Source organism: Marinobacter adhaerens HP15 (genome assembly GCF_000166295.1).
Classification (GTDB): Bacteria; Pseudomonadota; Gammaproteobacteria; order Pseudomonadales; family Oleiphilaceae; genus Marinobacter; species Marinobacter adhaerens.
This window is the reverse complement of the sequence record NC_017506.1, coordinates 1,788,895-1,803,229: the sequence shown is the minus strand read 5'-3', so window position 1 is coordinate 1,803,229 and position 14,335 is coordinate 1,788,895. Positions and strand designations below refer to the sequence as shown.

Sequence of the window (14,335 nt, the reverse complement as noted above, 5' to 3'; positions counted from 1 at the left end):
ATCTGTGCATGGAACGACTCAAAGGTAAAGTGGCCGTGATCACCGGTGGCTCCGTTGGCATCGGAGCCGCAACAGCGCTCCGAATGGCAGAAGAGGGTGCTGCTGTCGCCATTCTCGACTGCCAGGATTCCGAGGGAGAGGCCCTGGCTAAACAACTTGAAGGCCGCGGTCTGAAGGCGGGTTACTGGCACTGTGACGTAAGCAAGGAACAAGAGGTCAAACAGGTTCTGGACGCCGTTGCCAATACCTTCGGTACCCCGACTGTACTGGTGAACAACGCCGGCATTGCCGGGGCGAACAAGCCGACCCATGAACTCACGGAAGAAGAGTGGGACCATGTTCAGGATGTGAACGTCAAGGGCGTGTTTTTCTGCACCAAGCACGCCATTCCCCACATGAAAAAAGCGGGCGTTGGCAGCATTATCAACCTGTCATCCATTTATGGGCTGGTGAGTGCGCCGGATATTCCGCCTTATCATGCCTCCAAGGGCGCCGTGCGTTTGATGTCCAAAACCGACGCCCTGTTGTATGCCACTGAAAACATTCGCTGCAATTCCATTCACCCCGGGTTTATCTGGACCCCGCTGGTTGAGGCCCACCTCAAAACGACCGGACAGGACCCGGAGGAAGCTAAAAAGGCCACGGCGGCAATGCATCCTGTCGGTCACATGGGCGAGCCCGATGATATTGCCTGGGGCGCGGTCTATCTCGCCTCTGACGAATCCAAGTTTGTGACCGGGAGTGAACTGGTGATTGATGGCGGTTATACCGCTCGATGATGTCCCGACCAACCTGAGCGGAGTTCAAACTTGACCCTGGCAGCCTATACCCCGCGGTCCTTGCCGGAATCCCTGAGCGGATTGTTCCAGTTGGCGCTGGACCTTCGGTGGACCTGGCATCACGGTACCGATGAGCTCTGGCGCGCTCTTGATTCGGACATCTGGGACACCACCCGGAACGCGTGGCTGGTTTTGAACAGCGTGTCCGGGGAGCGGCTGGAAGAACTGGCCGCAGACCCCGACTTTCAGCAGCGCTACCGTGAGCAGATTCATGCTCACCAGGCTTTTACAGAGGCTGACACCTGGTATTCGACCGATTGTCCGGGCGATCTGGGCGAGGGCGTTGCCTATTTCTGCATGGAATATGGTCTGAGCGAATCGCTGCCGCTGTACAGCGGTGGTCTGGGCGTACTGGCCGGCGATTTTCTGAAGGCGTCCAGCGATCTGGGTGCACCAGTCATGGCGGTGGGTCTGCTGTACCAGCAGGGCTACTTTCGCCAGGCCATCAGCACCGATGGCGAACAGCTGGAGTTCTATCCTTACAACGACCCCACCATGCTGCCCGTCTCGCCCCTGCGTGACGCTGACGACCAGTGGGTGAGGGTGATTGTGCCTTTCCCGGGACGACACGTGCGCCTTCGGGCCTGGAAGGCCCAGGTTGGCCGCTGCGAGCTGTTGCTGCTCGATAGCAACGACCCCCGAAACGAACCGGGTGATCGGGGTATCACCAGCGAACTCTATACCGGTGACCCGGAAAAGCGCCTGCAACAGGAAATGGTATTGGGCATCGGTGGCTGGCGTTTGCTGGAACAACTGGGGAAATCGCCGTCACTCTGCCATCTGAATGAGGGCCACTGTGCCCTGGCGCTCATAGAGAGGGCCTTCAGCTGGCAGGACGACCATCAAAGTGATTTCCAGACAGCTCGAACCGCAACCAGGGCGACAAATCTGTTTACCACGCACACCTCGGTGGCGTCCGGCTTTGATCATTTCTCCCGATCGCTATTGCGACTGTATCTGACACCCTGGCTCGAAGGCCGCGACCTGAATGTCGATCAATTGCTGGCATTGGGAAGCCAGCCCTCCAACGCAGACAATCAGTCGACTGACCTTAAACTCAATATGGCCTTGCTGGCCCTCAATATGTGTGGTCGGTTCAACGGTGTCAGCCGCATCCACCAGAAGGTCACCCAGACCATTTTCCAGCCTTTCTTCCCGCGCTGGCCAGCCGAAGACATTCCGGCGGACTACGTGACCAATGGCATCCACACGCCGAGCTGGGATTCTCCGGAATCCGACGCCATCTGGACCCGGGCCTGCGGCAAGGATCGCTGGCGCAGGCCTCTCCAGAGCACCTGCCCGATGACAAACATCGCCGACGAAGAATTATGGGAAATGAGGCGCCTGGAGCGCGCAAGGCTGATTACCTACCTCCGGCGAAGGCTTGCAAGCCAGCATTGCGAACAAAACCCCGGAAACAACCATGAAGCCGCGTGTGGCCTTTTGTTGGACCATGAAACCCTCACGTTGGGCTTTGCCCGCCGGTTTACGGAATACAAGCGACCAGATCTCCTGCTCAAGGATCAGGAGCGCCTGCTCAAACTGCTTGCCAGCCGCGATCGCCCGATTCAGATTGTGCTTGCAGGCAAGGCCCACCCCTACGATCTCCCGGGGAAAGACATCATCCGGCGATGGAAAGCCTTCTCCCGGCGACCGGATGTCGAGGGCAAGGTGGTGTTTATTGAAGACTACGATCTGGGCGTGGCCAACCAGCTTATCCAGGGCGTGGATGTGTGGCTCAACTGTCCGAGACACCCTTGGGAAGCCTGCGGCACCAGTGGCATGAAGGTACTCGTGAACGGGGGACTGAACCTGTCACAGTACGATGGCTGGTGGGCGGAGGCCTGGAACCCGGATGTGGGCTGGGCTATTCGACCCGGCGCCACGTTTGACGAGCTGAGCGGGTCAAACAATCACGACCACGATATATCAGACATGGAACAGCTCTTTGATCTGCTCGAGAACGAGGTGATTCCCGGATTCTATGACGTCGACAGCGAGGGTATTCCCCGGAAATGGGTCGGGCGCATGCGTGCGAGCATGGATCAACTGACGGCGGCCTATTCTGCCAACCGGATGATGCGGGAATACGTCGAGCAGTTCTATCTCCCCATGGCAGAAATGGGAAGCCGACGCAGCTCCGAGACTGCACGGGAGCTAATTGGTGAATACGGAGAAATCTCCAGGCACTGGTCCCGGTTGCGTTTCAACAGCTTCAATACAAGCGAAGATTTGGGTAGCCAGACTTTCACCGTGGAAGTCTATCTGGATGGAATTGACGAGCAGCGGATTGCAGTAGAGCTTGTTGCAGAGGATTCCGAGCATGGCCCAAGAACCATTACGGCCATGCAGATGAAGCATCCGCTGGGTGGTTCCCCTCATACCTATCTTTATGAATGCACAGTGCCTTCACGCCCCGAAGGACACTACACGCCGCGCCTGCGAGTGCGGGATGAACGCCTGAACCTTCCTCTGGAAAACCCTGCCATACTCTGGCTCAGGTAGGCCTCAGCTGCGCCAGAACGCCGGCGAAAGAACGATCACCACGCTCAGTATCTCCAGACGCCCCATGAGCATACCCACAGACAGTACCCATTTTGCGGCATCGGGAAGCGGCCCGAAATTACCCGCAGGACCAATGATGTCCCCAAGGCCGGGGCCGACATTGGTCAGCGAGGTGAGGGCGCCAGACAGTGCCGTGACAAAGTCCAGCTGCATGGCGGCCAGGGCAACCGTGATCAGCAAAAGACAGAGCAGGAAGATGAACGTGTATGCAATCATCGACGAGATAATCTCATCGCTCACGGCCCGGCCGTTGTAGTTACGGGTAAGAACCGCACGAGGGTGCAGCAGGCGCATCAATTGCTCACGCAGGATGATCAGGGAAAGCTGGAACCGGAAGATTTTCATGCCGCCGGCCGTGGAACCAGAGCAGCCGCCCACGAACATCAGGAAAAAGAACAGCACGAACGCCAGAGGGCCCCAGGCGGAATAATCTTCGGAAGCATAGCCCGTGGTGGTTACCACAGAAGTGACGTTAAACAGGGTAGAGGCGTAGTTATGGATGGGATCGAAGGGAACCGGTGACACCATCCAGCGGTAGAGTGTCAGAAGCAGCGGTACAAAAAACAGGATCGCGAGAAACAATCGCACCTGCTGATCCCGGAAAAGAACGCCGTGTTGGCCATGCATTTCACGCACGAAAAGGAAGAAGGGCAAGCTGCCGATAATCATGAAAAATGTGGCTTCCATGAGGATCAGATCATTGAACTTGCCCATGGAAAGATCCGAGGTGGAAAAGCCACCGGTGGCGATGCTGGTAAGACCATGGTTGAAGGCATCGAAGAGCGTCATGCCAGAAAACCAGTAGGTAACCACCGCAATGATCGAAAACGCCAGATAAACCACCAGCAAGCCACGGCTGAGTGTTTTCATCCTTGGCAGAGCCTTGTCGGTCCATTCCGAAGACTCGGTGGCGAACAGCCGCATGCCGCCGACCCGCAGAAACGGGAGTACCGCAACGAACATACCGATAATCCCGATACCACCGATCCATTGCAGGATGGACCGCCAGATCAAGAGATCCCTGTCCATATCATCGAGGCCGCTGAGCACTGTTGCCCCGGTGGTGGTAATCCCCGAGGTGCCCTCGAAAAAGGCGTCTGCGGCAGAAATGCCCAGGTCACTCAGATAGAAAGGAAGGGATGAAAACAGGGCAATAATGAACCAAGAAGATACCGTGAGTACGAACATGTACCTGGGCTTCAGATCTCTCGGTTTGCGGTAGGTGGCGGCCATTCCCAGTATACCGAGGCCCCAGACAATAGCGGCCGATTCTGCAAACGCCATGGCGTTCGGCGCTTCAGATCCCGCAAGCAGGATGACAGGCAATGTCATGAAAATGCTCAAAAGCACGAACATGACGCTGACAATGAAAATGACGGGGTAGAGATTTCTCAATGGATGCTCGAGCCAGCTGATACCGGGAGACGGCGTCAGAATACCTGTGGGGTCGGCCTTCCGCAAGGTAACACCGCGCGGATGCTGAAATTACCGGCGAATTAAATCGGTGTAAATAACGCGTAAATGCGGATCTTTCTGATGGCAAAACGCGTCAGTCTGGTGCAAGTTCAGCGATGTACACCGAACAATTCGGTTAAGGAGATAAAAAATGAAACACGTACGTTCAATTGCCGTTATCTTTGCCACCGGTATGGCTGCTGCAGGAGCCGCATCCGCCCAGGATATGTACAAGTCTGGCGTTGGCGGGCTCTACACAGGCCTGAACTACACTTTCATGAACCTTGAGAGCGGTAACGCGGATGCCGACGTAGGCACGCTGTCTGCCAAAGTTGGCGTGATGGCGACGCCGTATCTGGGCATCGAAGCGCGGGGCGGTTTTGGCGTAGATGACGACCGCATCGGCGGAGTCGATTATTCACTGGATAACTTCTTCGGCGGCTACGCCACGTTCAATCTGGCCAACGAATCACCCATTACGCCGTACGCTATCCTCGGTTTCACCCGGGTCGAAATCGAAGCTTCTTCGTTTCTGGGCACTGCCACCGAGGATGAAACGGACGTTTCCTACGGCATCGGCATGAATATGGAATTTGCGCCGAACCTGTCCGGCAACCTTGAATACATGCGTTATTATGAAGACAGTAATGCCGAAGTCGATGGTCTGGGCGTCGGTATTCAATTCAACTTCTGAAACCAGGCCACCGGGGAGACTGTTTGAACCATCTGGCTCATGTATTTCTCGCGCCGGACTCACCTGAAGCTCGGGTGGGGAGCATCCTCGGTGACTTTACCCGGGGCGTCGATCTCTCGACGCTGCCGGACCCGGTGAAGCAGGGCGTCCGCCATCATCGGGCGGTCGACAGCTTCACCGACCAGCACCCCGACGTACTTGCCAGCAAACAGGTGTTCTCCCGCCAACGTCGTCGATTTGCCGGCGTTGCGCTCGATATTCTCTATGACCATTTTCTTCTCAAACACTGGGACCGGTTCAGTGAAATTGAGCAAGAGGCATTTATTCGCTGCATATACAACGAGTTGCAGCAGAAAGAACATCTCATGCCGGAGAAAATGGCCAGAGTTACCCGAATGATGGTGTGGAACGACTGGTTCGGGGCCTACCAGGACCTTGAAAACATCGGGAAGGCACTGGACCGCGTTGCAGGGCGCATACGGTTCAGAAATGATTTCGCCGGCATAATCACGGAAATCCGCGCAAACCAGGAAGAACTGGAGCACAATTTTTTATCATTTTTCCCGGATTTACAGGTATTTGCAGGAGGTATTGAATGAGGCTTGTTATTAGGGCGTTGTTGGCTGTGACATTGGTTTTTCCATCAGCGATGGCGGTTTCTGCGGAGGCCGACGCCAACAATAACCAGCAGCGACCGCCGGAAACCCTTGGCTATGTTGAATGGGTAGTCATGAAAGATACCAACCTGAGGCTGAAGGCGCGACTCGATACAGGCGCCAAAACGTCGTCTCTGCACGCGGTCAACATCGAGGGCTTTGAGCGCGACGGCGAGGAGTGGGTCAGTTTCCAGATTCCACTGGGTGACCACGAAGACCAGCCGACCGAGGGCGAACTGGACCATGACGACGTCATTCTGGAGTTCGAACGGCCGGTTGAGCGAACTGTCCTGATCAAACGAAAAGGCGCGCCATCCCAGAAGCGATATGTGGTCATGATGGACTTCTGCATTGCCGGAACCACCCATACCACGCAGTTTTCACTGACAGACCGCGGCAAGTTTTCCTATCCGGCTCTGCTGGGTCGCCGATTCATGCGCGACGACAATATTCTTATCGATTCCGCAGACTCGTTTATGGCCGAAAAAGAGTGTGAATATATAACGCTCGAAGAGCTGGCAAAGAGGCATGCCGAGAATGTGGTAGAGGAAACCGATAGCGATTCCTGAACGCGGGGGCTGGGATTGCTCATCCCAGCCCAGTTTTATTGAAGACCCGAGAGCCGGACAGGCGAGTTGCGGATTGGAGGGCGAGCATTTTTATAAGTTTCTAACTTTGTACCCCTACACCCTATTTAACATAATATACATTATGCGCAGTTGGATACTGGGGATTGGATGCTGTTTTGCCCGTTTGTGGACGACCACAGAAAGTGCTAAAGAATAGCCACAGAAAGTACTAAATTTTCACAAGAAGTCCTAAATCCGTCGTCCATGACTCTATCTCTATGATTCTGAACGTTTTCGAGATTTTCATAGGATAGTGCCTTTTGGGCGTTCAATACGTAGGATTCCGGCGGTTAATTTCGATTGTGTAATAGCGTCAGGTCTGGCCAGAACTATGTCAGTTTGGGTAATACTTTGACTGCACCTTCCGGGGTTTGAGAATGGTCACTTCATGGGTCAGCTTCTTAATAATCGCGTTGCTGCGCATCAACTCTCGTACCCTCCGGCCTCGCCGGAGCTCGCGACGAATTGTCGAAGAGTTGGTTGATATCGAGACGCTTCGTCATGCTCCGCAGTATGCCAAGCCCATGACGGTAATCAGGCCTCACCTAAGCTAGCCTTTAGTAGGCACACCAAGTTTACCCAACCACTTCTTGAGCGCCCACTTCCGGAGCAACGAGAGTTTCTTTACTTCTGATTCCGGTACAGGAACCTCGATAATCTCACCCGCATAGACAGTTGCCTTCTGAAAGTTTTTATTGAACTCCTGCGAATCATTGACAAGATCAAAGTAGTTTTTCCCTATATGGCTCAACCACTCTGACGTATTTGTGAACTTGATTCCTCCGCCTAACTCCGCATACCACGCCTTCCATACATACCCACTTTGTTTTTCAGCCGCCACAAAGTCTCGCTTGAGGCCGATTAAATACAATTGGCCTGAGAAGAGGATAGGCAGTGAATTAGGTCCAAGGGTCCGATCCACGTCTAACCGAGGCGGGAAATAAATCCCATACCGAAACAATTTTTGTACGACTGGTAAGTTTGATCGAATAATCCTCAGGCATTCTTTTCGAAGTACTCTACTCGAAGTTACCGCTACGACCGCTGAATAAAACTCGTGTGCAGGTTCGGATTGAGGATTTAAATCAAGCCCGTACCGCCCCCCAGGAAATCGCACGGAGGTATGTTTAGGCACAACACGATAGGCACCTTTCCCCTTCGACAAATTCTTTTTTAGTTCTGGATAATCTGGCACATCGACTATATGTGCTGCCTCATGGGCGATCATATGTGCGATTGCGTAAACCAGGTTGAGAAGATCAAGAGTCACAATGGATTCGCTAGCACCATACTGAGACTTATAATTAGGCTTAACCACTGACAAAAACTGACGCAAAAAGAATGCGTATGTCTGGACAGATGAGCTGCTGCCGCGAGTAGCCCTATTAAGTTTTTCTGCCCAGTTCCGGTATGCATCGAGGTCATCTTCCGTAACAGGCCGGGTGTTGGTATCAGTAGATTCAATATCTTCCAATACCTTACGAGCTTCGTGATGAGCCACTTCATTTGCGGAACGAACTCTCTTTGCCCGCTCTTTGAGGTCCTCGTCATAAAGATATTTACGCAACCCCTTTTGTCCAGCCCACACAGCCCAGACTGCCGAGACGGCTACAGCAATGTCACGAGCAAAACTCCCGATGACCGGGAGATGATCTGCCCAAAAAGCACTAATCATCTGCGCAAAAATGTTGATTATTACTTCTATACCTTCCATATGCGTAAGCGTCCGAAATTATAACTTGTCAGAAGCGGCCGAATTCCAATCGAGCGGCAATAGCTCATCGATGATGCTGTTCTTCTGCGTTGGCAGCCGTTAAGCACATCCTTTAAACGACTTGATCATAAGTGACCGTCGAGCGTTTTCTGATTAGGATGGCCGAAAGCCTCCCATGGCGGCCATGGTTGCCCAGATGTAAGATCGGGATGACGAGGTTCAATTGTCGGCCTCCCCTGCTCCAAGCGCCATTCCTCGATTTCAACAAGAAGCCTTAAGGCAGACTTCCATCGTTTTTCATCCCTAATCGCCATTCGAAATAGCTCAGTACGCAATTGATTTGACGAGCTTGGACTTAGCTCAAAGATACTGGAATTCTGTGCGTGGGGGCGTCGATTAATAAACGCGTTATTGAGCAGACTCCAAATACCTTGTGGAATAGCTATTTGCCTGGTGTCATCAATCAGGCTTAGGCTGGCGCTAAAGGCTTCTGGCGTCCCAATCAAGTTCATTACTTTCGAAAGGATATCTCTAATCAGTATCGGAATATCTGACTCGCACAACTTCCGTAGCCGTTCGCCCACTTCGGCATCATCCTGAGCCAGTTCGGCAAGGCGCCCCACCAGTACGTCCTCACGCTGAGGGCGGCGTGTTAATAAGAGGTCAGGAATCTCCGGATCGACAAGACCGAGGAGCAGTTCACGCGCTAGCGGCTTGTTGAGTTTTGAGAGGGCATCGATGAGGTAATCATCGCATTCCCGAAAGATCTGTGGATCAGTTGCTAGATCGTATAAGAGCTCCGAGGCCGCCTCCGATCGACTCTCCCCAAGAGCCATTATAAGTTCCCTCAGCTCGTATCCTCGGAATTGGCGTTTGCTAAGCACCTCCCGCATCTTGGCGATTCCAAGCTTTGGGTCATCTACGAATGGACAGAGCACCAGGGCTCGTCGTAGTAAATCCCTCTCCGATTTTTGGAGCCAGTGTCTAGTTCTCTCAAGGATGGGATTCACCTGTGAAAATAGAGTATTCACCGGCAGCAGGACTCCAGCGATAAGTAATCGTTCAGCGGCGTCGAGACAAATGAATTGGTTCCACTCGTCAGGCTTTCCAATTATTTCTAACACTGTTGCCGCGGAACCGTGGCCATCTACGGCAGCAAGCGCATTTGCAAGCTGTGCCAGGATTGGGAAGGATTTCCCCTCAGGGGCTCGTTCTCGTAGGCGCTCGATTTCGGAATTAATTGCGGATGCAAACCGCGTGCGCCACTGGTCGTCGGCCGGCGACGTAGAGCGCCCTTCGCGCGCAGCCCACATTATGTCCGATCGAAAGGGACGAGAGAAAAACTGACTCGACTTGGGCAAAAAATCGACTGCCATTGCAGCCGCCGCGTCGGAGCGATACTCCGGCTCTGAGAGCAAGTCAATGAGGACCTCGTTGGCTCCGCAAGAGTCGAGTAATCTCGCAGAGGCAATATGCCACCGAGAATAGCTCATATATGAACCATTAACGCGAGGACCAGAATCTCCGGAAGCTCGTGCAGCCTTTCCTTGGCGAATTCTTTCTATATCGGCGTAGATGAGCCTCACCAGGAGCTCAATGTCTCCGGGTTCCCCGATTCGTGCAATCGAAGAAGCCATGTCGGCCTTTTCCTTGCCGTTAAAATCGTCCTGCTCCAGTACGATATCTATGGTACTTCTCAGGTAATAACGGAGCTGCACTCTTAGATCATCATTACAGATTTTCAGAGGCTCCATATCCGAAGCTATTCTGGTTAAAACTTGAGTGGTAACTTTGATGTCAAGAGGATCCCGACAGGATGCAGAGGAGAGAATTCCTGCCGCAGCGACGTCTCCGGGAAAACTACGAAACAAAGCTTCTAGCTGCCAAATTATCTGGGACTCAAATTCATGCTTTTTGTCGTGATCTTCGTCTACTCTCCCTTGAAGCTCACGCAATTTGCTAAAGACACGGGCAGATATATTTTCGTTTGATAGCTTCGAGACCGCAAAAATGAGGCCGTCAATGCGCTCTTTCCGCAGATCCTCGGTTTCAAGGCGAGTCAGGAGCTTGTCGGTTAAATCATCGGAAACACATGTAACAAAAGGCAGCCAGTATTTGGGGTCCCAAAGAGAGCCTTCGGCAATCCTGATAGCAACCCAATCGCTTTCCCACTCTGGATCGGTTCTTCCAATATACTCGAGAGCGTGCTTAACGGTCGGCGAACCAATTTTGCTCAGTTCACTACCAGAGAGTGCGGTCATCGCATCTTTGATGATTTCCGCTAACCGTCGTTCTCCTAATTCTATCAACTCCAAACCCATTCTAAGGCGACTAGAAGGGTCTTGGGTCGCATCTAGACGATGGCGGATCGCAATGATTTGCTTGGGCCTGAGATCCTTTGGAAATTCGTTGGTATGTTGGCATGCAAGCTCCTCGAAGGTTTCCGGATCCAAGGACTCGAGAACTCGAGCCAGAACCTCCTCCGATCCTGTCCATAGAAGACCAGATATCGCTGCACTCTTCACAACCTTACTCTCATCTTCAGCAGCAAAGTTAGCAATCTCAACTTTTAAGCGATGGTGAAGCAATTCGGCAACAAAATCAGATCTAGCCTCCTCACTCCAGCCTCGCACTTCATCGCGCCAGTTCGGTCCAAGAGATGAGGTTTCAATAGATGGGAAGAGCCTGTAGGTCTTGAGGCGAGACTGTTGGTCTGATCCTGAAAGAACTGGAATAATTATATCTTTGAAGTCGTCGGAGCCGGTGCCAAGCATAGCCGCTAGGGCGAGTTGTCGAAAAGCCCCCTCTTGAACTGTGTAAACGTTTCGAAGTCTCTCTCCAACCGAATCACGGACCTTCTTCCATATAAGCTTGCCACAAAGTCTAGCAAGCTCACCGGCGAATACGATATCGACGGACAACGTCATTCCCACAAGCTTCACGCCGGCGCTGACGGCTCTGTCATGTAAAGCTTCGTCCTCAGTAGACTCCGCACACATTTCGGCGATCATTCGAACCGGTTCGCCCCACACTGGATCGTTGACGTATTGCTCCTTGAAACGCTCAATCGCTTCTTGATCCCCCTCCCCAATATCGAGTAGGCGTTCAAAAAGATCCAGCGCAGCATAGTATTCTTGAACCTGTTGATGCTCAAACTGAAACGCTATCTTTGGATAGTCAATTCGTTCGAGTACGTGGTGAGCCGTCAGCAGCGAGAGTACCTCGGGCGACCCAGCGGGGGAAAGCTGCCCGCAGGCCACAAGCTCATTGGTTATGTCGGCGGTAAAAGAGCGGGCCTCGGCTTCACCCAGATACACCGTTCCTCGGCGAGTCATCTCCGTTGCTAAAGTCTTTAGGAAATCCGTTTGACGTCCAAAAATAGGTGCAGTGAGTAAAGCATTCCTATGCTCGTCTCGTTGTTCTTGCAGTCGAAGAACTTCAGAAAGAATGCCGATTTTCGTGGACGGAATATCCGCGCCTGCTTCAAAGAGTGAAGCTACTTCAGAGAGCACGAAAGGCGTAAGGGTTAGATCATCCAGAGCAGGTTCAGAATCGATACGGATACGAAGGGCTCTACCTTTTCCCCCAAGTCGGGCCTCTAGGTAACTGGTTCTCTCGGAATGTCGGAGGCGCAGCAATCTCAACTGCGTCGCGCCTGGCAAAGGGGGTGTGAAGTGATGTTTTCTTGTTGCGACTATGATCCCAGAGCTCGGGAAATCTCGTTCGAGCAACTTAAGTGCTTCTACTGCTCGTACAGAGTTTGACTCCGCGATCTCGTTCCACCCGTTCAGCAGGAACAAGAAGGGTTCCACCGTCTGTAATTGCGCCAAGTCGGCAGAGGTGAGACCTTCAGCCTGAAACGCAGGCATGCCGGCAACATATTCAAGAATTTCCCGGCCTGAAGATGCCCAGGCCGGAAGCTCGATCATCAAGGGGATTCCAGCAAATCGAGACTTTAACCCCAGCTGTATTAATGTTGTAGTTTTGCCTCGGCCGGCAGGTCCTTCGAGAACAATGCGTCGGCTTTGGGACAACGCTTGGTCGATTTGTTCTAGTGACAGCAAATCGTCAGATTCTGCTCCATCGTGATCTAAACGGACCGCCAGTAGATCAATGAGGGGCTGGTTCTTTGTCTTTGAAAACCAATTTTGCACGACTACTTCAGCGGCTCGCTTGGCCTTGGCAACGACACTTTCAGCAGGAGGCTCGATATCGTGCTTAAGATAGAGAAAGCTTGCTAATAGCGAGGCACTCTCTGGCATCTGCATAAGAGTGATAATTTCCTCGCGCTCGATGACATGCAGTTCGATACCGTGATCTTGCTCTATCTTATCTTCCCATTTTTTGCGGTCGGCGTTCCCAACTTTGGCGGGTGTCACGAAGATGAGCTTTCTCAGATCAGGAAAGTTCTCTTTGGCGGTCACTACATCGTGGGAAATTTTTGTAAGGGTTGGGGTGATTGACGCGGCGAGGCCCTTGCCAACATTTTCCTGAGTCAGGCTTGCGCGCGCGTAGGCATCAAGTCCCAAATCTTTCTTGCGCTGACGGGCAACGAGTTCGGGCCAGCGCAACTTGCCAATAACAACCGCGAGCCCTTGAAAACGCATTCCTTCTTCTTGGGAGATGAGCTCTTCGAGTGCCTTTTCGATCTCAGTTCTCAAGAGAGCCATTTCTACTCCCAACACGGCTTTGTCCAAAGCCCGGTATGTTTGCAAGCACCCAATGCCTGCGACATTGTAAAACAATTATTTAGAAGTCCCGTCAGTAGAGAGCTTACATCTAACACGGTTGGCTTTGCGATCTTCATTTCCGTTCGCGAATGCCCTTCCTCCCAGAGAAGGGTCAGTGAAAATCTACGCCTTCCAAGAAATGCGCTCCGTCGAACGCTAACACATTTGTGTAAACCTCTGTGGATTCCACGCTTCGATGCCCGAGCAGTTGGCTCACAAACTTCAGCGGTCGGCCGTACAGCAGCAGATGCACCGCGAAGCTGTGCCGAAAGGTATGGCACCCGATCTTGAACGGCGGCTCTCCCCCCACCTGGTCGATCAGCCGATCGATGTTGGCACTGACCGCTTGGCGCGTGATCGGAAAGATCCGCTCGTCCTGCCGAAACTTCCCCATCCACAGGTAGCTCTGGATCCGGGTCTGAAAGTCTCTATCCAGAATCGGAATAAAGCGCTTGGGCGAGCGTTGCAGGCTGCGTTTGCTCGGCCGCCCGGCCCCTTGCTTGATCGTCTTGAGGACCACCCCGAAGTCGTAGCCGTCATCAATGAAACTCGCCGGCGTGATCGTCAGCACCTCGGAGACCCGCGCGCCGATGCACCACATCAGATCCAGGATCAGCCGGTGCATGGGGTGGGTCTCGGCCTCCAGCAGCGTCAGTACCTCGGGCTTGAGCAGGTACTTGGGCATGGTGTCGAGGGTTTCCGGCAGCAACGGCCGCTTGTCGATGAGTCGGTCCCAATCGATGGTACCTCGGTGATCGGGAACGAGACCAGTGGACGCTCCTGAAAGCCGAGCGAACGCGTATTTCGGGACGGGCGCGGAAGTGACCGCGCGCTGGTGATGGATTTTGACATTTCCCGTCCAGGGTTCTGTCAATTTCAGGGGGGAATTCCAGGCCCGGCCAAGCGCCCTCTTCCGGTTTCATAAGTATGGCAACCAACGGGAAAACCGCGAGAAACGGGGGTCGGTTGACGAACTACGAACAAGCGTCAAATCACATTTCAAGTGACAGAAACTGACGATAATCGATGCCGTCCCGACTTCGGGAGCTAATT

General features: G+C 53.2%; 9 protein-coding genes. 5 read left to right on the top strand and 4 right to left on the bottom strand.

The window, feature by feature from the left end; translation table 11 throughout:
• Positions 1–8 precede the first annotated feature (8 nt).
• Positions 9–779 (top strand): SDR family NAD(P)-dependent oxidoreductase, encoded by a 771-nt coding sequence (locus tag HP15_RS08515; RefSeq protein WP_014577088.1) that lies wholly within the window; start codon positions 9–11, stop codon positions 777–779.
• Between the two features lie 30 nt (positions 780–809).
• Positions 810–3,344 carry an alpha-glucan family phosphorylase gene (gene glgP, locus HP15_RS08510; RefSeq protein ID WP_014577087.1) on the top strand — a complete coding sequence of 845 codons (2,535 nt, stop codon included), beginning with the start codon at positions 810–812 and terminating at the stop codon, positions 3,342–3,344.
• Positions 3,345–3,347: 3 nt separating this feature from the next.
• On the opposite strand, the gene HP15_RS08505 is transcribed toward glgP, so the two are convergent.
• Positions 3,348–4,760 (bottom strand): TrkH family potassium uptake protein, encoded by a 1,413-nt coding sequence (locus HP15_RS08505; protein ID WP_169702211.1) that lies wholly within the window; start codon positions 4,758–4,760, stop codon positions 3,348–3,350.
• 250 nt (positions 4,761–5,010) lie between these two features.
• On the opposite strand from HP15_RS08505, the gene HP15_RS08500 reads away from it, so the two are divergent.
• From HP15_RS08500 to HP15_RS08490, 3 genes are read left to right on the top strand one after another with little or no spacing between them, the layout of a single operon-like run.
• Complete coding sequence (locus HP15_RS08500) at positions 5,011–5,553, top strand: porin family protein (RefSeq protein ID WP_008169714.1); 543 nt, start codon at positions 5,011–5,013, stop codon at positions 5,551–5,553.
• Positions 5,554–5,576: 23 nt separating this feature from the next.
• Positions 5,577–6,152: an acyl carrier protein phosphodiesterase gene (locus HP15_RS08495; RefSeq protein WP_041645215.1), complete on the top strand. Its 576-nt coding sequence runs from the start codon at positions 5,577–5,579 to the stop codon at positions 6,150–6,152.
• The gene (locus HP15_RS08490; protein ID WP_041645214.1) at positions 6,149–6,778 is read left to right on the top strand and encodes an ATP-dependent zinc protease family protein; all 630 of its coding nucleotides are present in this window, start codon (positions 6,149–6,151) and stop codon (positions 6,776–6,778) included. Before HP15_RS08495 ends, HP15_RS08490 begins: the two co-directional genes overlap by 4 nt.
• Before the next feature lie 610 nt (positions 6,779–7,388).
• Here HP15_RS08490 and HP15_RS08485 read toward each other — a convergent pair.
• The 3 genes from HP15_RS08485 to HP15_RS08475 all read right to left on the bottom strand — a co-directional run bounded on the left by HP15_RS08485 (position 7,389) and on the right by HP15_RS08475 (position 14,156).
• Entirely contained in the window at positions 7,389–8,552 is a 1,164-nt protein-coding gene (locus HP15_RS08485) for a hypothetical protein (protein ID WP_014577084.1), read from the bottom strand.
• A 125-nt stretch (positions 8,553–8,677) separates the two neighbouring features.
• On the bottom strand, positions 8,678–13,222 hold the full coding sequence (locus HP15_RS08480; RefSeq protein WP_169702152.1) for an NACHT domain-containing protein: 4,545 nt from the start codon (positions 13,220–13,222) through the stop codon (positions 8,678–8,680).
• Between the two features lie 172 nt (positions 13,223–13,394).
• Complete coding sequence (locus HP15_RS08475) at positions 13,395–14,156, bottom strand: tyrosine-type recombinase/integrase (protein WP_227499731.1); 762 nt, start codon at positions 14,154–14,156, stop codon at positions 13,395–13,397.
• Positions 14,157–14,335 lie beyond the last annotated feature (179 nt).

Coding starts and splice junctions, on each gene's coding strand:
- HP15_RS08480 (WP_169702152.1), bottom strand. CDS start 13,222: ATGGCTCTCTTGAGAACTGAGATCGAAAAGGCACTCGAAGAGCTCATC.
- HP15_RS08515 (WP_014577088.1), top strand. CDS start 9: ATGGAACGACTCAAAGGTAAAGTGGCCGTGATCACCGGTGGCTCCGTT.
- HP15_RS08485 (WP_014577084.1), bottom strand. CDS start 8,552: ATGGAAGGTATAGAAGTAATAATCAACATTTTTGCGCAGATGATTAGT.
- HP15_RS08505 (WP_169702211.1), bottom strand. CDS start 4,760: ATGTTCGTGCTTTTGAGCATTTTCATGACATTGCCTGTCATCCTGCTT.
- HP15_RS08500 (WP_008169714.1), top strand. CDS start 5,011: ATGAAACACGTACGTTCAATTGCCGTTATCTTTGCCACCGGTATGGCT.
- HP15_RS08490 (WP_041645214.1), top strand. CDS start 6,149: ATGAGGCTTGTTATTAGGGCGTTGTTGGCTGTGACATTGGTTTTTCCA.